13 protein-coding genes are annotated in these 18511 nt (G+C 62.3%); all 13 read right to left on the reverse strand.

Annotation, left to right across the window (positions count from 1 at the left end; genetic code table 11):
• Nucleotides 1-1206 (reverse strand): type II secretion system inner membrane protein GspF, encoded by a 1206-nt coding sequence (gspF, locus tag A0O30_RS10560; protein ID WP_105946434.1) that lies wholly within the window; start codon nucleotides 1204-1206, stop codon nucleotides 1-3.
• A gap of 2 nt (nucleotides 1207-1208) precedes the next feature.
• The gene (gene gspE, locus A0O30_RS10565; protein ID WP_105946435.1) at nucleotides 1209-2660 is read right to left on the reverse strand and encodes a type II secretion system ATPase GspE; all 1452 of its coding nucleotides are present in this window, start codon (nucleotides 2658-2660) and stop codon (nucleotides 1209-1211) included.
• On the reverse strand, nucleotides 2657-4498 hold the full coding sequence (gene gspD / locus A0O30_RS10570) for a type II secretion system secretin GspD (RefSeq protein WP_105946436.1): 1842 nt from the start codon (nucleotides 4496-4498) through the stop codon (nucleotides 2657-2659). The genes gspE and gspD overlap by 4 nt, the downstream gene beginning before the upstream one ends.
• Nucleotides 4495-4902 carry a type II secretion system protein N gene (locus tag A0O30_RS10575; RefSeq protein ID WP_177410269.1) on the reverse strand — a complete coding sequence of 136 codons (408 nt, stop codon included), beginning with the start codon at nucleotides 4900-4902 and terminating at the stop codon, nucleotides 4495-4497. The genes gspD and A0O30_RS10575 overlap by 4 nt, the downstream gene beginning before the upstream one ends.
• An 88-nt stretch (nucleotides 4903-4990) precedes the next feature.
• The gene (locus A0O30_RS10580) at nucleotides 4991-5503 is read right to left on the reverse strand and encodes a cytochrome b (protein WP_060498042.1); all 513 of its coding nucleotides are present in this window, start codon (nucleotides 5501-5503) and stop codon (nucleotides 4991-4993) included.
• Between the two features lie 54 nt (nucleotides 5504-5557).
• Nucleotides 5558-7027: an N-acetylglucosamine-binding protein GbpA gene (gene gbpA, locus A0O30_RS10585; RefSeq protein WP_256589644.1), complete on the reverse strand. Its 1470-nt coding sequence runs from the start codon at nucleotides 7025-7027 to the stop codon at nucleotides 5558-5560.
• Between the two features lie 120 nt (nucleotides 7028-7147).
• The gene (locus A0O30_RS10590; RefSeq protein ID WP_105946438.1) at nucleotides 7148-7495 is read right to left on the reverse strand and encodes a YgiW/YdeI family stress tolerance OB fold protein; all 348 of its coding nucleotides are present in this window, start codon (nucleotides 7493-7495) and stop codon (nucleotides 7148-7150) included.
• Between the two features lie 116 nt (nucleotides 7496-7611).
• Complete coding sequence (hemE, locus tag A0O30_RS10595; RefSeq protein ID WP_105946439.1) at nucleotides 7612-8676, reverse strand: uroporphyrinogen decarboxylase; 1065 nt, start codon at nucleotides 8674-8676, stop codon at nucleotides 7612-7614.
• Nucleotides 8677-8805: 129 nt separating this feature from the next.
• A complete protein-coding gene (locus A0O30_RS10600) occupies nucleotides 8806-10224 on the reverse strand; it encodes an FAD-dependent oxidoreductase (RefSeq protein WP_016712489.1) in 1419 nt (472 codons plus the stop codon).
• A 123-nt stretch (nucleotides 10225-10347) separates the two neighbouring features.
• Complete coding sequence (gene gltB / locus A0O30_RS10605) at nucleotides 10348-14793, reverse strand: glutamate synthase large subunit (protein ID WP_105946440.1); 4446 nt, start codon at nucleotides 14791-14793, stop codon at nucleotides 10348-10350.
• Nucleotides 14794-15165: 372 nt separating this feature from the next.
• On the reverse strand, nucleotides 15166-16779 hold the full coding sequence (locus A0O30_RS10610) for an SPOR domain-containing protein (RefSeq protein ID WP_105946441.1): 1614 nt from the start codon (nucleotides 16777-16779) through the stop codon (nucleotides 15166-15168).
• Nucleotides 16780-16794: 15 nt separating this feature from the next.
• Nucleotides 16795-17892 (reverse strand): 3-dehydroquinate synthase, encoded by a 1098-nt coding sequence (gene aroB, locus A0O30_RS10615; protein ID WP_105946442.1) that lies wholly within the window; start codon nucleotides 17890-17892, stop codon nucleotides 16795-16797.
• A 97-nt stretch (nucleotides 17893-17989) separates the two neighbouring features.
• Complete coding sequence (aroK, locus tag A0O30_RS10620; RefSeq protein WP_028698445.1) at nucleotides 17990-18508, reverse strand: shikimate kinase AroK; 519 nt, start codon at nucleotides 18506-18508, stop codon at nucleotides 17990-17992.
• Between the last annotated feature and the right edge of the window lie 3 nt (nucleotides 18509-18511).

Here is an 18511-nt window from a genome sequence, read left to right on the forward strand (position 1 = left end):
TCAGTTGACCAGTTGGTTGAGGTTGAGAATGGGCAGCAGGATGGCCAGCACGATGAACAGCACGATGCCGCCCATCACCAAAAGCATCAGGGGTTCACACAGGCTCACCAGAAGGGTTATACGACCTGCCAGTTGCCTGGCCTGAAGATCGGCGCCACGTTCCAGCATGCCGTCCAGCTCCCCGGCACGCTCGCCACTGGCGATCATGTGCAGCATCAGGTCAGGCATGGTCTGGCTACGTGCCAGGCTATGGGCCAGCGTTGCGCCTTCGCCCACTTCACGCACAGCGGCTTGCAAGCGATCGCGTAGCACCAGATTGCCCACCACGCCGGCTGCGATGTTCATGGCATCGACCAGCACGACGCCGCTGCGCCCCAGAATTGCCAGGGTGCTGATGAAACGCGCGGCTTCACTGGCCAGCACAAAACCGGCGTAACCGGGTATGCGCAGGACCATGGCATGCCATTGCCTTCGTCTGGCGGGTTTGCGCAACAGCAAGACGACCGCTGTAGCGCCTGCCAGCATCACCAGCAAGGCCAACAGCCCAAAGCGGCCGAAGGCATCGCTGAGTGCGATCAGCACCTGCGTTGCCAGTGGCAACTGCGCCTGGTCGCGGGCAAAGGCCTGCACCACGTCCGGCACCACATAGCCAAGCAGAAACCCCACCACCAGCAGTGCCACGACCGTCAGGATCAAGGGGTAAAGCATCGCCAACTGCACCTTCTGGCGCAGTGCCCGCTGATCCTCGCCATGCTCAGCCAGCCGCTCCAGTACGCCGGCCAGGTGCCCTGAACGCTCTGCCGCCTCGACCGTGGCGCGGTAGACCAACGGGAATGCCGAGGGGTAATGTGCCAACGCATCGGCAAAGGTATTACCTTCGGCGACCCGCTCAGCCACACCAAGCAACACCTGCCTGACCAGACGCTGGCCGCTCTGCGCAGCCACCGCCTGCAATGCTTCAGTCAACGGGATGCCGGCCTGCAACAGTGTTGCCAGCTGTCGTGTCAGCAGGCAACGCTGCACGAGCGAGAGGCGGTTGCGTGCAGTCAGCGCGGCAAAGGGCGACGGCTGTACCTCTTCGATCACCAATACCGACCAGCCCTGCTCGCGCAACTGCTGTCGGGCCTGGCGTGCACTGGCTGCCTCTAGCGTGCCGCGCTGACGCGTGCCATCGATGCGCTGAGCCTGATACCGGAAAACCGCCATGCTCAGTCCTGGCCTGTGACGCGCAGCAGTTCCTCGACACTGGTCTGTCCTTGGCAGACTCGCTCGATACCGTGCTGAAACAAGCTGGTCGAGTGCGGGCACAGCAATGCCCGCATCTGTGCCAAGGATGCGCGGCCGTGAATAGCCTGTGCCAGCTGCGGGGTGATCACGACCATTTCGTGCAAAGCCACACGCCCGCTGTAGCCCAACTGGCACAGCTCACAACCAACAGCCTGATACAGCTGCCGCGGTAAGTCATCGGGATTGCCCAGGGCAGCGGCCATGGCGTCATCCACCTCGCACGCGACCTTACAATGCGGGCACAACACGCGCACCAGGCGTTGAGCCATGACACCGGCGAGCGATGATGCAAGCAGGCAGGTATCCACCCCCATGTCCGCCAACCGCATGATGGCACCCAGTGCGCTGTTGGTATGCAGGGTCGACAGCACCAGATGGCCCGTCAGCGATGCCTGCACGGCAATTTCGGCCGTTTCCCTGTCACGGATCTCACCCACCATCACGACATCCGGGTCCTGCCGCAGGATCGCCCGCAGCCCGCGTGCAAAGGTCATCTCAACCTTGCTGTTGACCTGCGTCTGGCCGATGCCCGGCAAGTGATATTCAACCGGGTCCTCGACGGTGAGAATGTTGCGCGACTCACGGTTCAGTACCGACAACGCCGTATACAACGTAGTGGTCTTGCCAGAGCCGGTGGGGCCGGTCACCAGGAAAATGCCATGGGGTTTGTCCAGCAATGCCAGGAACGCCTTCTGCACAGAGGGCTGCATCTGCATGTGTTGTATGTCCAGGCGTACCGCCTGCTTATCCAGCAAGCGCATCACCACCCGCTCCCCATGGGCTGCAGGCAAGGTGGACACACGCACATCCACCTCATGGCCTGCCAGCCGCAAGCTGATGCGGCCATCCTGTGGCACACGTTTCTCGGCAATGTCCAGGCGCGCCATGACCTTGATGCGCGATACCAGCAATGCCGAGAGCGCCCTGGGCGGCGTGAGCACTTCGCGCATGACACCATCGATGCGCATGCGAACACGCAACTGCTGCTCGAAGGTTTCCAAGTGGATATCGGAAGCGCGTGACCTGACCGCTTCGCTGAGCAACGCATTGAGCAACCGGATGATCGGCGCATCGTCCTGTTGATCGAGCAGGTCACTGGCCTGCGGCAAGCCCTCAGCCATGCGTGACAGGTCGATGTGGTCATCCAGCTCCTGGATAACCGACTGTGCCGCATCCTGGGCGCCGCCATAGCAACCGGCCAGGTGGATGGCAAACGCGTCATCGTCCACCACCCGCAGCGGAACATGCTGCCCGACCACGCGCAACGCTTCGGAAAGCGACTCCAGCGAGGCGCCGTTGCGCATCAGCAACGTGTGGCGGTCAAGCAAAATGCCAAAGCGCCGGGCAAAGCCGAATGGAATCAGATCGCTCACCGGCCAGGTTCCTCGCCCATCGGTGCAGGGCGCGCCTCGAACATTTGGCGGGGGTCTTTCGGTACTCGTGCCGGGTCGGACGCCTGTACGTCGCCATAGGCGCGGCGGCCGGAGTCGATCAGGTCTTCCTGGGTACGCAAGACGGTAGGCCTCAGGAACACCATCAGGTTGGTCTTTTCCTGAGTGTCCCTGGTCCAGCGGAACAAGCCACCAAGCAGCGGGATGCGGCTTAGCAACGGCACTGCGCGCTGCTCTGTCCGCACGCTGTCCTTGATCAGGCCGCCGATCACGATGATCTCGCCGTCCGCAGCCAGGATGGTGCTCTTGAGCGTCCGCTTGCTGGTGATCAGGTCACCTTCGACCGTGCCAGGTGCCAGTTCGGAGCTTTCCTGTTCGACTTCCAGGCGCAAACTCCTGCCCTCATTGATGTGCGGGCGCACCTTCAGGCTAATACCGATGTCCTTGCGTTCCACGGTCGTGAACGGGTTGTCGGCGCCACTCCCTGATGTGGTGTACGAGCCGGTCTTGAAGGGCACGTTCTGCCCCACCAGGATCTGCGCCTCCTGGTTGTCTAGCGTGAGCAGGCTGGGGGTGGACAGCAAATTGCTGCGGGTATTGCTGGCCAACGCGGAAACCAGCAGGCCGAAACGGTCAGAACCCAATGCCAGTGCCGCACCGCTCGGCAGTGCCTTGTCTGCGCCCAGCAGGTCAGCCCACGCCACACCGCTGTCGGGGAATGTCACACCGCCCTTGAGGCTGCCTGTATCTATCCCCCACTGCAGCCCCAAGGCTTCATTGATATCCCCGCTGACCTCGACGATGGCAGCGTGTATCAGCACTTGCGCGCGTGGCTGGTCGAGTTGCTCGATGATCTGTACCACATTACCCAACGTCTGGGGCTCACCCAGAAGCACCAGCGCATTCTGGCTGACATCGGCCTTGACCATGGCCCCTGCCGCAAGCGGCTGGCCCAAGGTTTCAGTACCTGCCTTGCCATCCAGCCGTTTGCCCACTTCACTGAGCACCTCGGCCAGTTGCTCGGCATTGCCATGCTGAAGGCGCACCACTCGCCAGTTCTGCGAACTGACAGGCGCGGGCACATCCAGCTCGCGGGCCAGGCGAGCAAGGCGTTGCCGGGACTTTTCCGGGCCGAGTATCAACAGGCGGTTGCTGCGCGAGTCGGACAGCACCCGCACGCCACTGTCCGGGCCGCCCGCCGAAGCCTCTACCACAGGCAACACATCCACGGCCTGTGCGGTACGCAAGGTCACCAGCTCATAGTCATGCCGTTGACCGCTGTCCAGTTGCGCCACCAGGCTTTGCAGGCGCTCCAGGTTTGCAGCCGAATCGGTAACGACCAAGGCATTGGCCGAACTGGACGGGCCAATGTAACCATTGCTGGACACCAACGGCCTCAGCAAGCCCGCCAGGTCAGCCGCAGTGCTTCCAGACAAGCTGAACACGCGCGTGGTGAATGCGGCAGGAATGGCATCGACCTGCTGGTTGGCCCAGGCTTTTGCCTCACTCGCCGGCAGCACCAGCAAGCGATCACCATCGTTCACTGCGGCGAACCCTTGTGCATTCAGCACCGAGTAGAACAGCCGGCGCACGCCCTCACGATCGTGCGCTTCATTGGACAAGACTGTAATACGGCCCTGCACGCGCGGATCAAGCACAATTGTCTGGTCAAGAATGGCCCCGACTTCGCGCACCACATCGCGTACATCGGCATCGCTCATCGCCAGCTGCCAGGTCGGCGCATCAGCCAGGGCCAGCGGGCAGGTCAAAGTCAGACAGGCCCCGAACGAGGCCACCCGTAGAAAGCGTTGAAATGTCATTGCACCTCCCGCAGCAGGCGGGGTAAATCGGCAGAGGCAGGACCACGCGTAGGGGTACTGCCCGATTGAACGAAGACGCTGGCGCGGCTGCCGGACAACGCCAGCGTTTGCTCGCGCTCACCGTTCCAAAGGGTGATGGAACGCACATCGATCCGACGCAACACGCTGCCGCCCGGCATACGGTCGCCAACCCGGTACAGGCTTTCACCCTCGCGGCTTGCAACCAGCGCATGGGCCTGGCCCAGGCTTGATACGAAACACGCCTTGAGAACCAGTTCGGCCTGGCTGGCAGCCTGGCCGACTGGCTCGCTATACCCAAATGCCAGTGCCAGGGTTGCTGTGGGTAATGGCTTCTGGGCAGTTGATGCGGGCGCGACCTGCTCCTGCCCGATGCGCTCTGCCACGGGCCGGGTCGTTTCTCGCACGACCAGAAAAGCAATCGCCAACAGGGGAGCTGCCACCCAGGACAGAGTCGAAAACGGCTTCATTGGCTCAGGGCAACATCCGGCGAAGCACCTGCCGCCCAGAACACTCGTGCAGAATGACGGCCCCGACATGCAGCGCCACAACCATGGTCAGCACCACGTTGGCTGCAACATGCAGCTTCAGCCAGGCACTGAGCCATGACGGGTCGCTGATCAACGGCGAGATGGCAAACCATCCAAACACGTCGATTGCGCGGTCCATCATCAGTACACCAGATAACAGCACCAGCGCGGTCAGCCAGTACATACCCTCGTGTACAGCATGGGCAGCCCGGCGCGCCCGAGGGTTCTCATTCAGCGCACCCGGCCTGGCCTTGACCAATCGCACCAGCCAGCGCAGCAAGAAAACCGGGATGAACAGCGTGGTCAGCCCGACATTCACGAAACCGACCAGATGGGCAGTGGCGGGTTCGACATCAAAGCCGGAAACATAAAAGCCACTGACCAGCGCCCAGCCGATCACCAAGGCAGAGACCCAGTGCAACAGGATCTGCTGCCAGCAATATTTGTGTACTTGCATCGAAAATACCGTGTTGTGCCCTGGCCGCTACTCCGGCTGCCAGGGCACATTCCTTCAGCGTTTGATCCAGGCGTCCTGCCAGTGGCTGCCTACGCCCGGCTCATATTGGGTGGCACTTGCCGAATAGCTCTTGCACCAGCCCTCGAACGGGAACGGCTTGCACTCGAACACTTCACCCGTCTTCGGTTGCAGTACACGTGTACCGGCCTTGTAGCTTGCAATCGATTGAGGGAATTCAAAGTCGTGGCCTTCGCCACCTGCAGCCTTCAGCTGAACCGTGCGCTCTTCCTGCAGCAGGATGCGCCCGGCCTTGTTCACGCCGACCACCTTGAGCAGGTGCTCGCCTTCGACACTGCTCGCTTGCAGCGTCATCGGACGGGTAGTGGCGTCCACGTCCTGACGAGTGAAGCCGACTTGCTGGTTGGCACTGTCGAACAGCCGCGCGCTGACCTGCAGCTTACGGTTGGTCATTACCGTGAAGTCCAGGTTCGCCTTACCGTCTTCCAGCAAGTACTCAGGTTTGAGGTCATGCAGGTGCAGGTAGCTGTCATCGACAGGTACGCCTTCGAAATCCAGCTGATAGCTGCTGATGCCCGTCTCGGGTTTGGCGAAGATGCTGTTGGCACCCTGGACCGGCTTGATGTTGCCCTCGCTATCAAGGTGGCCCGCTTGTACCAAGGACTGGGTTTCATTGATGCGCTTTGCAAGCTTGTAGGACCAGTTTGCTGCAAGGCCTTCCTCAGCGCTGTCAATAACGATACCTACGCTGAATTGAGCGCTTTCCGAGCCGGCCACGAACGCGCGAGCCCTGACCTTGTCGCCAACCTGCAGGTCACGATGTGGGTTGATGCTGCCCACTTGCGGCCACTCAGGGGCGGGGCCACCTTCAGACTGAATATCCACGTCCATGACGTTGTAGAACGCTGCAGCAGTGTCATCGACTGTCCAGGCACCCAGGATGATGTGCTGCCCGGTCTTGTCAGCAGGCAACGTGCACTGATGCTTTACAAGGGCTGGTCCATGTGTGGGTTGCCCCTCACCACGAGCCGGCTTCCCATGCCCATCAACGGTACAGAAAGGCGTCGACTCGAACGCATCGCGCCCCAGGGGTGCATTCGGGTTCCACCCCGCTTTGGTGATGAAGTACTCCCAACCCGTCGTCTTGTGCCCTTCGGTGTAATACCAGTCGAAGGCGACGTCGCGCTGCTTGATGGGCGTCAGCGACCAGCGGTTGGCAGACTGCTCATCCAGCGCTGCGAAGTCGGACCGCACGCCACCACTGGCGAGTTTGCCATCAGCCGGGCCGCGGGCCGGGAAGCCTTTTTCGGCCTCCCCGACTGCTTGCGGCTCGTACATGGCCTGGCCACACTCGGTGTTCATCCCAAGTCGGCACGCATACGCCCTGGAAGGCGGTTCACTGGCGTAACCGTGTGCGCTGGCCATTTGGGCATGCATGCCCACCCCGGCAATCGCCAGCCATGCGCTGCTGGCAACAACCCTTCGTAGGTGCTTTCGTGTACTCATGACGCACTCCAAACTGCTGAGTTTGCGTCGGGGGCTCCCGACAGGAGTGCGTCATTCTAAAAATGCGAAAGGCTGCGAAACATAGGAAAATTCCTGCCGATCAGCAGGCATCTTCAAGGATCAGTTGATGATCTCGACAATATCCACGTCAACCTCACGGCTCATCAGGTGCTTTTCCACCTCACCGGTCAACTTGACCTTGGTCTTGTCGTTGAACGGCGTGGGCGGCAGGTCTTCGTCATCGATCTCGACGGTGATGGTGCCGGTGTTGTCCCTGAATTCGTACTTGTCGTCGTTGTTGATCTTCTTGGTCACAAACCCTTGCAGCACAACCGGAGTGTCATCGGCAGCGTCGTTGGCAGCGGCAACAGTAGTGACCGACTGAGCGCCGGGGCCGGTATAGGTCGCAGCCAGTGCGGCGGTGCTGAACAGAGGGGCGAGGATCAGGGCAAGGTAACGTGCTTTCATGAGGATCGGGTCCTGTTTGGGTTTCGATGGGACCAGATTAGCGACGATCGCTGAATTAAAACTTAATGCAACAAAAAGCCCGGCACACGGCCGGGCTTGGGTTTTCAGCCTTCAGATCACTGATGATACTGCGCCGACAACTCATGCACGGCGTTGATGAACACACCCGCGTGCTCCGGGTCGACTTCCGGCGTAATGCCGTGGCCCAGGTTGAACACATGGCCCGTGCCGTGGCCGTAACTGGCCAGGATTCGCGCCACTTCCTGGCGGATGGCTTCCGGTTTGGCGTACAACACGGTCGGGTCCATGTTGCCTTGCAGGGCCGCCTTGTCACCCACGCGGCGGCGGGCGTCGCCGATCTCGCAGGTCCAGTCCAGGCCCAGCGCATCGGCGCCGGCTTCAGCGATGCTTTCCAGCCACAGGCCACCGTTCTTGGTGAACAGGATCACCGGCACCTTGCGCCCTTCGTGCTCGCGGATCAGCCCGCTGACGATCTTGCGCATGTAGGCCAGGGAGAATTCCTGGTAGGCCGCCGCCGACAGGTTGCCGCCCCAGGTGTCGAAAATCTGTACGGCCTGGGCACCGGCCAGAATCTGGCCATTCAGGTAGCTGGTCACCGACTGAGCCAGCTTGTCCAACAGCAGGTGCAGGGCTTGCGGGTTGTCGTAGGCCATGGCCTTGGTCTTGCGGAAGTCTTTCGACGAGCCGCCTTCAACCATGTAGGTGGCCAGGGTCCACGGGCTGCCGGAGAAGCCGATCAGCGGCACACGGCCATTGAGTTCGCGGCGAATGGTGCTGACCGCGTCCATCACATAGCCCAGGTCTTTCTGCGGGTCGGGGATTGGCAGCGCTTCGATGTCGGCCGGGGTGCTGATGACCTTCTTGAAACGCGGACCTTCGCCGGTTTCGAAGTACAGGCCCAGGCCCATGGCGTCGGGGATGGTGAGGATGTCCGAGAACAGGATCGCCGCGTCCAGCGGGTAGCGGTCCAGCGGCTGCAGGGTGACCTCGCAGGCGAACTGCGGGTTCATGCACAGGCTCATGAAGTCACCGGCCTTGGCGCGGCTGGCGCGGTACTCCGGCAGGTAGCGGCCGGCCTGGCGCATCATCCACACCGGGGTGACGTCTACGGGTTGCTTGAGCAGTGCACGCAGGAAACGATCGTTCTTCAGGGCAGTCATGTCGGCATCCGGAAAAATAGTGCGGGCATTTTCTCAGACGCACAAAGAAAAGGCACGGCTCATTGCCGTGCCTTTTCTCTATGGGTATGTCCTGGATCAATAGATTTTGTATACAAAATCTAAATGATTTCAGACTTCGAGGTAGTCCAGGATGCCTTCAGCAGCGGTACGCCCTTCGAAGATCGCCGTCACCACCAGGTCAGAACCGCGCACCATGTCGCCACCGGCAAACACTTTCGGGTTGCTGGTCTGGTGCTTGAACTTGCCTTTCTCCGGTGCAACCACGCGGCCTTGGCTGTCCAGCTGGATACCATGCTGCTCGAACCACGGCGCCGGGCTTGGGCGGAAGCCGAAGGCGATCACCACGGCATCGGCCGGCAGGATCTCTTCAGAACCCGGGATCGGCTCGGGGCTGCGGCGGCCACGGGCATCCGGCTCGCCAAGGCGGGTCTCGACCACTTTCACGCCTTCCACCTTGTCCTCGCCAACGATGGCGATAGGCTGGCGGTTGTAGAGGAACTTCACGCCCTCTTCCTTGGCGTTCTTCACCTCTTTGCGCGAACCCGGCATGTTGGCTTCGTCACGGCGATAGGCGCAGGTCACCGATTTGGCGCCCTGACGGATCGACGTGCGGTTGCAGTCCATCGCGGTGTCACCACCGCCCAGCACCACCACCTTCTTGCCTTGCATGTCGACGAAGTCTTCCGGCGACTTCTCGAAGCCCAGGTTACGGTTGACGTTGGCGATCAGGAAGTCCAGCGCGTCGTGCACGCCTGGCAGGTCCTCGCCCGGGAAGCCACCCTTCATGTAGGTGTACGTACCCATGCCCATGAACACGGCGTCGTACTCGGCGAGCAACTGTTCCATGGTGACGTCCTTGCCCACCTCGGTGTTCAGGCGGAACTCGATGCCCATGCCGGTGAAGACTTCGCGGCGGTTGCTGAGCACGGTTTTTTCCAGCTTGAACTCGGGGATGCCGAAGGTCAGCAGGCCACCGATTTCCGGGTTCTTGTCGAACACCACCGGGGTCACGCCGGCACGCACCAGTACGTCGGCGCAGCCCAGGCCGGCCGGGCCGGCGCCGATGATGGCGACGCGCTTGCCGGTTGGTTTGACCTTGGACATGTCCGGGCGCCAGCCCATGGCGAAGGCGGTGTCGGTGATGTACTTCTCCACCGAACCGATGGTCACCGCGCCAAAGCCGTCGTTCAGGGTGCAAGCACCCTCGCACAGGCGGTCTTGCGGGCACACGCGGCCGCACACTTCCGGCAGGGTGTTGGTCTGGTGCGACAGCTCGGCGGCGGCCAGGATGTTGCCTTCGGAAACCAGCTTCAACCAGTTGGGGATGAAGTTGTGTACCGGGCACTTCCATTCGCAATACGGGTTACCGCAGCCCAGGCAGCGGTGTGCCTGGTCCACGGACTGCTGCGGCTTGAACGGTTCGTAGATTTCCACGAACTCTTTCTTGCGCTGGCGCAGCAGCTTTTTCTTCGGGTCCTTGCGGCCCACTTCGATGAACTGGAAGTCGTTGTTCAGACGTTCAGCCATTTTTCAAAACCTCTTTACAGCAGCTGCAAGCTACACGCTGCAAGCCGCAAGACGATCACTTAAGCCGGGCAAACCTCGTACTGCCTTTACATGCAGCGTGAGGCTTGCCACTTGCAGCTGTTGTTACTGCGGGTTGGCACGGGTGCTGGACAGCAGTTGCTTCAGGTTGGCTGCCTTCGGCTTCACCAGCCAGAAGCGCCGCACGTAGTCGTCCAGGTTCTCCGAGAGCTCACGCCCCCACTCGCTGCCGGTTTCTTCCACATACTCGGCAAGGACACGCGCCAGGTGGCTGCGGTACGCCTCCATCGCTTCACCACTGATGCGCTGGATTTCCACCAGTTCGTGGTTGAGCTTGTCGACGAAGCTATTGTCCATGTCGAGCACGTAGGCGAAGCCGCCAGTCATGCCAGAACCGAAGTTGTAACCGGTCTTGCCCAACACGCAGACAAAGCCGCCGGTCATGTATTCACAGCAGTGATCGCCAGTGCCCTCGACAACAGCGTGGGCGCCGGAGTTACGCACAGCGAAGCGCTCGCCCGCAGTACCCGCAGCAAACAGCTTGCCGCCAGTGGCACCGTACAGGCAGGTGTTGCCGACGATGGCGCTGTGCTGGGTTTCGAACGGGCTGCCGGCTGGCGGCACGATGGTGAGCTTGCCACCGGTCATGCCCTTGCCGACGTAGTCGTTGGCGTCGCCTTCCAGGTGCAGGTTCAGGCCACCGGCGTTCCACACACCGAAGCTCTGGCCCGCAGTCCCCTTGAAGCGGAAGGTAATCGGCGCCGCAGCCATGCCCTGGTTGCCGTGCAGGCGGGCGATTTCGCCCGACACACGCGCACCGATGGAACGGTCGCAGTTGCAGATGTCGAGGTTGAACTCGCCACCGGCCTGGTCACGGATGGCCGGCATGGCCATTTCCACCATTTTCTCGGCCAGCTCGCCCTGGTCGAATGGCGGGTTCTTGTCCACTTCGCAGAACTGCGGCTTGTCAGCCGGGATGTGCGAGCTGCCCAGCAGCGGCGACAGGTCCAGGTACTGCTGGCGCTCGGTGTCGCCTGGCAATACGTCGAGCAGGTCGGTACGGCCGATCAGTTCGCCCAGGCTGCGCACGCCCAGCTTGGCCAGCCACTCACGGGTTTCTTCGGCGACGAAGGTGAAGAAGTTGATCACCATGTCGACGGTGCCGATGTAGTGGTCCTTGCGCAGCTTGTCGTTCTGGGTGGCTACGCCGGTGGCGCAGTTGTTCAGGTGGCAGATGCGCAGGTACTTGCAGCCCAGGGCGATCATTGGCGCGGTACCGAAGCCAAAGCTTTCGGCGCCAAGGATGGCCGCCTTGATCACATCCAGGCCGGTTTTCAGGCCGCCGTCGGTCTGTACCCGCACCTTGCCGCGCAGGTCGTTGCCACGCAGGGTCTGGTGGGTTTCAGCCAGGCCCAGTTCCCACGGGGCGCCGGCGTACTTGATCGAGGTCAGCGGCGAAGCACCGGTACCACCGTCGTAACCCGAGATGGTGATCAGGTCGGCATAGGCCTTGGCCACACCAGCGGCGATGGTGCCCACGCCGGCTTCCGCCACCAGCTTGACCGACACCAGCGCCTGCGGGTTGACCTGCTTGAGGTCGTAGATCAGCTGGGCCAGGTCTTCGATCGAGTAGATGTCGTGGTGCGGCGGTGGCGAAATCAGGGTCACGCCCGGTACCGCATAGCGCAGCTTGGCGATCAGGCCGTTGACCTTGCCGCCCGGCAGCTGGCCGCCCTCACCGGGCTTGGCGCCCTGGGCGACCTTGATCTGCAGCACTTCGGCGTTTACCAGGTATTCCGGGGTCACACCAAAGCGGCCGGTGGCCACCTGCTTGATCTTGGAGCTGCGGATGGTGCCGTAGCGCGACGGGTCTTCACCGCCCTCACCGGAGTTGGAACGCGCGCCCAGGCGGTTCATGGCCTCGGCCAGCGCCTCGTGGGCTTCCGGCGACAGGGCACCCAGCGAGATACCGGCGGAATCGAAACGCTTGAGGATGGCCTCCAGCGGTTCGATCTGCTCCAGCGGCAGCGGCTGGTCGGCCACTTTCACTTTCAGCAGGTCGCGGATCATCGACACCGGGCGGGTGTCGACCAGCGTGGTGTATTCCTTGAACTTGGCGTAATCGCCCTGCTGCACGGCGGCTTGCAGGGTGTTGACCACGTCCGGGTTGTAGGCGTGGTACTCGCCACCGTGAACGAACTTCAGCAGGCCGCCTTGCTGGATCGGCTTGCGCGCGCTCCAGGCTTCGGCCGCCAGCAGCTTCTGGTCGCTTTCCAGGTCTTCGAAGCGCGCCCCCTTGATACGGCTGGACACGCCCTTGAAGCTCAGGCCGACCACTTCCTCGGCCAGGCCGATGGCTTCGAACAGCTGCGCACCACGGTACGAGGCGATGGTGGAGATGCCCATCTTCGACAGGATCTTCAGCAGGCCCTTGGAGATGCCCTTGCGGTAGTACTTGAAGACTTCGTCCAGGTCACCCAGCACTTCGCCGGTGCGGATCAGGTCGGCCAGCACTTCATAAGCCAGGTACGGGTAAACGGCCGAGGCACCGAAGCCCAGCAGCACTGCAAAGTGATGCGGGTCGCGGGCGGTGGCGGTTTCCACCAGGATGTTGCTGTCGCAACGCAGGCCCTGTTCGGTCAAGCGGTGGTGCACTGCACCCACGGCCAGCGAAGCGTGCACCGGCAGTTTGCCCGGGGCGATGTAGCGGTCGCTCAGCACCAGCTGGGTCTTGCCAGCGCGCACGGCTTCTTCAGCCTGGTCAGCGATATTGCGGATGGCCGCTTCCAGGCCGACGCCCTCTTCATAGTTGAGGTCGATCAGCTGGCGGTCGAAACCTTCGCGCTCCAGGCTCATCAGCGAACGCCACTTGGCGGGCGAAATGACCGGCGAGCTGAGGATCACCCGCGAAGCATGCTCCGGGGACTCCTGGAAAATGTTGCGCTCGGCGCCCAGGCAGATTTCCAGCGACATCACGATCGCTTCGCGCAGCGGGTCGATCGGCGGGTTGGTCACCTGGGCGAACTGCTGGCGGAAGAAGTCGTACGGCGAACGCACGTGCTGCGACAGCACGGCCATCGGCGTGTCGTCACCCATCGAGCCGACGGCTTCCTGGCCCTGCTCACCCAGCGGGCGCAGCACCTGATCACGCTCTTCGAAGGTGACCTGGAACATCTTCATGTATTGCTTGAGCTGGTCAGCGTCATAGCTGGCCACGCCCTGGTCGTCGGTCAGCGTCGCCTGGATACGGGTGGCGTGCTGACGCAGCCAGCGCTTGTACGGGTGACGCGACTTCAGGCGGTTGTCGATGGCGTCGGTGTCGAGGATCTGGCCGGTTTCGGTGTCCACGGCGAGGATCTGCCCCGGGCCGACACGGCCTTTGGCCAGTACTTCCTCAGGCTGGTAGCCCCATACGCCGATTTCCGAGGCGATGGTGATGTAGCCGTTGGTGGTGGTCACCCAGCGCGCCGGGCGCAGGCCGTTACGGTCCAACAGGCACACCGCGTGGCGGCCTTCGGTCATGACGATACCGGCCGGGCCGTCCCACGGCTCCATGTGCATGGAGTTGTATTCGTAGAAGGCGCGCAGGTCGGCGTCCATGGTCTCGACGTTCTGCCAGGCTGGCGGTACCAGCATGCGCACACCACGGAACAGGTCGATGCCACCGGTCACCATCAGTTCCAGCATGTTGTCCATGCTCGACGAGTCGGAACCCACGCGGTTGACCAGCGGGCCGAGCTCTTCGAGGTCGGGGATCAGGTCGTTGGCGAACTTGGTGCGACGGGCCATGGCCCAGTTGCGGTTGCCGGTGATGGTGTTGATCTCGCCGTTGTGGGCGAGGAAGCGGAACGGCTGCGCCAGCGGCCATTTCGGCAGGGTGTTGGTGGAGAAGCGCTGGTGGAACACGCAGATCGCGGTTTGCAGGCGCTCGTCACCCAGGTCTGGGTAAAACGCCGCGAGATCGCGCGGCATCATCAGGCCTTTGTAGATGATGGTCTTGTGCGAGAAGCTGCAGATGTAGTGGTCGGCGTCGTGGGCGTTGGCCACCGACGAACGGCGACGGGCACTGAACAGCTTAATCGCGAACTCCTGATCGCTCAGGCCTTCACCGCCGATGAACACCTGCTCGATCTGCGGCAGGCGCTCCAGGGCCAGGCGGCCGAGCACGCTGGTGTCGATCGGCACCTTGCGCCAGCCGACCAGCTTCAGGCCGGCTGCGAGGATTTCGCGGTCCATGTTGGCGCGGGCGGCTTCAGCTTTGACCGGGTCCTGGTTGAAGAACACCATGCCGACGGCATACTGCTTGGGCAGCTCGACGGCGAAGTGCTCCTGGGCCACGGCACGCAGGAATTGATCGGGCTTCTGCATGAGCAGACCGCAACCGTCACCGGTCTTGCCGTCGGCGTTGATGCCGCCGCGGTGGGTCATGCAGGTCAGCGCCTGCATGGCGGTTTGCAGAAGGTGGTGGCTCGGTTCGCCCGTCATATGGGCGATCAGGCCAAAACCACAGTTGTCCTTGAATTCTTCGGGATGGTACAGACCTGTTTTCATAGACACATTCTCACCAGGTTCACCTCTCAACGGAGGCAAATCTCTTTTTTAACAACCACTTACCATCCACGCCGATCAAACGCCAGCTTTTTTGCGGTGGCCATGGAAAACCATTGTTGCACAGCAACAGCGATGCCCACAAATTTTCATGTCTCACCATTGAAAATTTATGTCGCAATTTTGAATGTTTTTGCGCCATGCGCCGTGATAGCGGCTTGGCTCGAGTCTGAAGCGTTTCAGCCATGACTGCAAGTAAGGCTTGTGGCCGGCAGTCTGGGACAGAAAAGCCTGCCGCGTTAAAACGCAGCAGGCTAGTCGAAAGCTAGAATTCGCTTAGCTACTGGGCGGCGGGGTGATGCCGCCCGGAAGGTATCAGCGGGCCGAGGCCAGCTCTTGTTGGACGCTGGCGACGGTACGTGGCCAAGGTTTACCAGCCTGCACCTTCGCTGGCAAGTTCTTGATTGCCGCAACCGCTGCATCGCGGTTGGCGAAGCTGCCATAAGTCACGACGTACAACGGCTTGCCCTGCAGGTTTTTCTTGAAGTAGCGATAGTCGCCACCCTGGGCCTTGACGTACGCCTGGGCCGAAGCCTCGGAGCTGGTGCCGAGGATCTGCACCACATAGTTACCCGGCTTTTGCCCGGCGTACCAGCCACCGCTGCCACCACCGGATGCCGCTGGTTTTTCAGCCGGTTTTGCGGCTGGCTTGGCCACGGCAACCTGGGTCGGTGCTGGCGCAGGCTTGGCAGGTGCAACCGGTTTGGCCGGCTGGGTTGCGACGGGTTTCGGCGCAGGCGCCACCGGCTGCACTGGCTGGGCAGGCACACTGGCAACGGGCTGGGCAGGCGCAGGTGCCGGGCCGGCCGGCACGCCTTGCGGCGGGGCAATGGTGGTCACGGTGGGCGGTGGGTTGCCAGGCTGCAGTGCAGTATCGCCTGCCGGGCTGCCTTCTTCACCTTCACCCATGCCTGCGGCCTGGGCCAGCGGTTCGCGCATCACCGGCTGGGACTGGCCAACCAAAGGCAGTGGCATCGGCTGGGACGAGCCAGAGAACTCGATGGCAGCACCTTGCTTGCCTTCGCCAAGCGGCAACTGGGCTTGGGCGGCTGGCGCATCGGCCGGCGCCTTGTCGCCTTTCTTGGGCATCAACACCGCGGCGCCAACGGCGACCACGACCACAGCGGACAGCGCGAGCACATGTTTTTTAGGCATCTTGAACCCCATGGATGGTCGCTTGGCCGTCGAGCGGCTGGCGATCATGGCTTCGATCAAAGTGTCACGGGCGACCTGGTTGATGTTGCCAGGCCAACCGTCGGAGTTTTCATGGATATCGACGATCTGTTCACGGCTGAACACCTCGATGCCCCGGCCAGCGCCTTCCAGACGCTGCTCCAGGTACTCGCGGGTTTCCTCTTCACTGTAGGGGGCGAGCTCGATGATGTGGAAGCGTTCTTCCTCGATATTGAGCTCATCCAGCCCGGCAATCAGTGACGGTTCACCGAACAGGAACACATGCGGGCGCCCTTCCGGTACACCGGCCGCCAATTCCAGCAACGCTTGGAGTGCCGACTCGTCGAGTTGTTCCGCATCGTCTACCAGCAAATACACTTCCTGCCCGGTGAGTGCCAACTGCACCACCTTGGACAGAATCGCCTGCACTTCAGCCTGGTCCACCCCCAGGTCCTGGGCGACCTGGGCCAGCATGCCGGAAGCATCGCTGGCACTGCGGGCAGACACCACCACGCTCTGCACCGCCTGTTTGTTGGTACTGGCCACCAGGGCCTGGCGCAGCAGCGACTTGCCGCTGCCCAGCGGGCCGCTGACTACCAGCATCAACTGGCTGTAGCGTGCCAGGTGGTGCAACTGGCCAAGCACGGGCTTGCGCTGGGCCGGGAAAAACTTGAAGCCGGGCACGCGGGGTGCGAACGGATCGTGGCTCAACTGGTAATGGTCGAGAAAGGCCTCATCGGCATGCAAACTGGTCATTGCGCTGTCACAACCTCAAAGCTGGGCCACGATCGCGCGGTAATCCGCCGACAGCGTGGCCTGTAGAATCTCTTTCGGATAGTCGTCGGTCACCACGGCCTCGCCCATCTGGCGCAGCAGCACCAGACGCAGACGACCGTCGAGCACCTTCTTGTCGACCGCCATGTGCTCCATGAAATGCGCCGGGGTCATTTCCTGTGGTGGCACCACCGGCAAACCTGCGTCCTGCAACAGGCGGATTCCGCGATCGCGCTCGGCCTGGTCGATCCAGCCAAGGCGCATGGACATTTCCAGGGCCATCACCGTGCCCGCTGCCACGGCTTCGCCGTGCAGCCACACGCCGTAGCCCATGTGGGTCTCGATGGCATGCCCGAAGGTATGCCCCAGGTTCAGCGTGGCCCGTACGCCGGACTCACGCTCATCCGCCCCGACCACCGCAGCCTTTGCCGCGCAGGAACGACGAATGGCTTCGGTCAGGGCCACAGGGTCCAGGCCGCGCAGGGCCTGCATATTGTCTTCGAGCCAGGTGAGGAACGGCTTGTCGCAGATCAGGCCGTACTTGATCACTTCGGCCAGGCCAGCCGACAGCTCGCGTGCTGGCAGCGTCTTCAGGCTGGTGGTGTCGATCAGCACTGCGTTGGGCTGATAGAAGGCACCGACCATGTTCTTGCCCAGCGGGTGGTTGATACCGGTCTTGCCGCCCACCGAGGAGTCGACCTGGGACAGCAGGGTGGTCGGCACCTGGATGAAATCGACACCACGCTGGTAGCAGGCGGCCGCGAAGCCTGCCATGTCACCGATCACGCCGCCGCCCAAGGCAACCACGGTAGTGCGGCGATCATGGCGCGCGGTGAGCAGGCCATCGAAGATCAGCTGCAAGGTTTCCCAGTTCTTGTAGGCTTCACCATCAGGCAACACCACTGGCAGCACCGAATAGGCGCCCAGGGTCTTGGTCAGGCGTTCGAGATACAGGGGCGCGACGGTCTCGTTGGAAACGATGGCAACTTGCCGGCCGGCAATGTGCGGCGCCAGCAACTCGGGCTGGTCCAGCAAGCCTTCGCCAATGTAGATCGGGTAGCTACGCTCGCCCAGGTCGACCTTAAGTGTCTGCATGTATCCCCACAATGTACTTGGGCGCGGCGCCGTATGGGCAACCTGCGCGGTAACGTTGAACCTCGCCTCGGCGCTGGTGGCCGAGAATAGTCCCGGGTTAACGGGGCGGCAACTGCTGCAAGCGCTCGAGAATGTCGATCACCACCATGCGTGGCGGCCGCTCGTCGGTTTCCACCACCAGGTCGGCGATCTCGCGGTAGAGCGGGTCGCGCGCTTCCAGCAGGGCGCGCAAGGTCGCCTCGGGGTTGGCGGTGCGCAACAGCGGGCGATTGCGGTCGCGCGCGGTGCGGCCAACCTGCTGCTCCACCGAGGCGTGCAGGTAGATCACCCGGCCACCCTGGTGCAATGCCTGGCGGTTGGCTTCGCGCATCACCGCGCCGCCGCCGGTGGCCAGGACCACGCCGTCAAGCGCGCACAGTTCGGCGATCATCGCTTGCTCGCGATCACGAAAACCCGGCTCGCCTTCCTTGTCGAAAATCCACGGGATATTGGCGCCGCATCGCAGTTCGATTTCCTTGTCGGAATCCTTGAACAGCAGGCGCAGCTCTTTGGCCAAAAGGCGTCCAATGGTGCTTTTACCAGCGCCCATGGGCCCCACAAGTATCAAATTTCGCACAGA

The organism is Pseudomonas sp. LLC-1, assembly GCF_002992185.1.
GTDB classification, from domain to species: domain Bacteria; phylum Pseudomonadota; class Gammaproteobacteria; order Pseudomonadales; family Pseudomonadaceae; genus Aquipseudomonas; species Aquipseudomonas monteilii.

Excerpts from the sequence above, each read along its gene's own strand:
- gspD (WP_105946436.1), bottom strand. The coding sequence starts at position 4,498 with ATGACATTTCAACGCTTTCTACGGGTGGCCTCGTTCGGGGCCTGTCTG.
- gbpA (WP_256589644.1), bottom strand. The coding sequence starts at position 7,027 with ATGAGTACACGAAAGCACCTACGAAGGGTTGTTGCCAGCAGCGCATGG.
- A0O30_RS10580 (WP_060498042.1), bottom strand. The coding sequence starts at position 5,503 with ATGCAAGTACACAAATATTGCTGGCAGCAGATCCTGTTGCACTGGGTC.
- A0O30_RS10610 (WP_105946441.1), bottom strand. The coding sequence starts at position 16,779 with ATGACCAGTTTGCATGCCGATGAGGCCTTTCTCGACCATTACCAGTTG.
- aroB (WP_105946442.1), bottom strand. The coding sequence starts at position 17,892 with ATGCAGACACTTAAGGTCGACCTGGGCGAGCGTAGCTACCCGATCTAC.
- gltB (WP_105946440.1), bottom strand. The coding sequence starts at position 14,793 with ATGAAAACAGGTCTGTACCATCCCGAAGAATTCAAGGACAACTGTGGT.
- hemE (WP_105946439.1), bottom strand. The coding sequence starts at position 8,676 with ATGACTGCCCTGAAGAACGATCGTTTCCTGCGTGCACTGCTCAAGCAA.
- A0O30_RS10600 (WP_016712489.1), bottom strand. The coding sequence starts at position 10,224 with ATGGCTGAACGTCTGAACAACGACTTCCAGTTCATCGAAGTGGGCCGC.
- A0O30_RS10590 (WP_105946438.1), bottom strand. The coding sequence starts at position 7,495 with ATGAAAGCACGTTACCTTGCCCTGATCCTCGCCCCTCTGTTCAGCACC.
- gspF (WP_105946434.1), bottom strand. The coding sequence starts at position 1,206 with ATGGCGGTTTTCCGGTATCAGGCTCAGCGCATCGATGGCACGCGTCAG.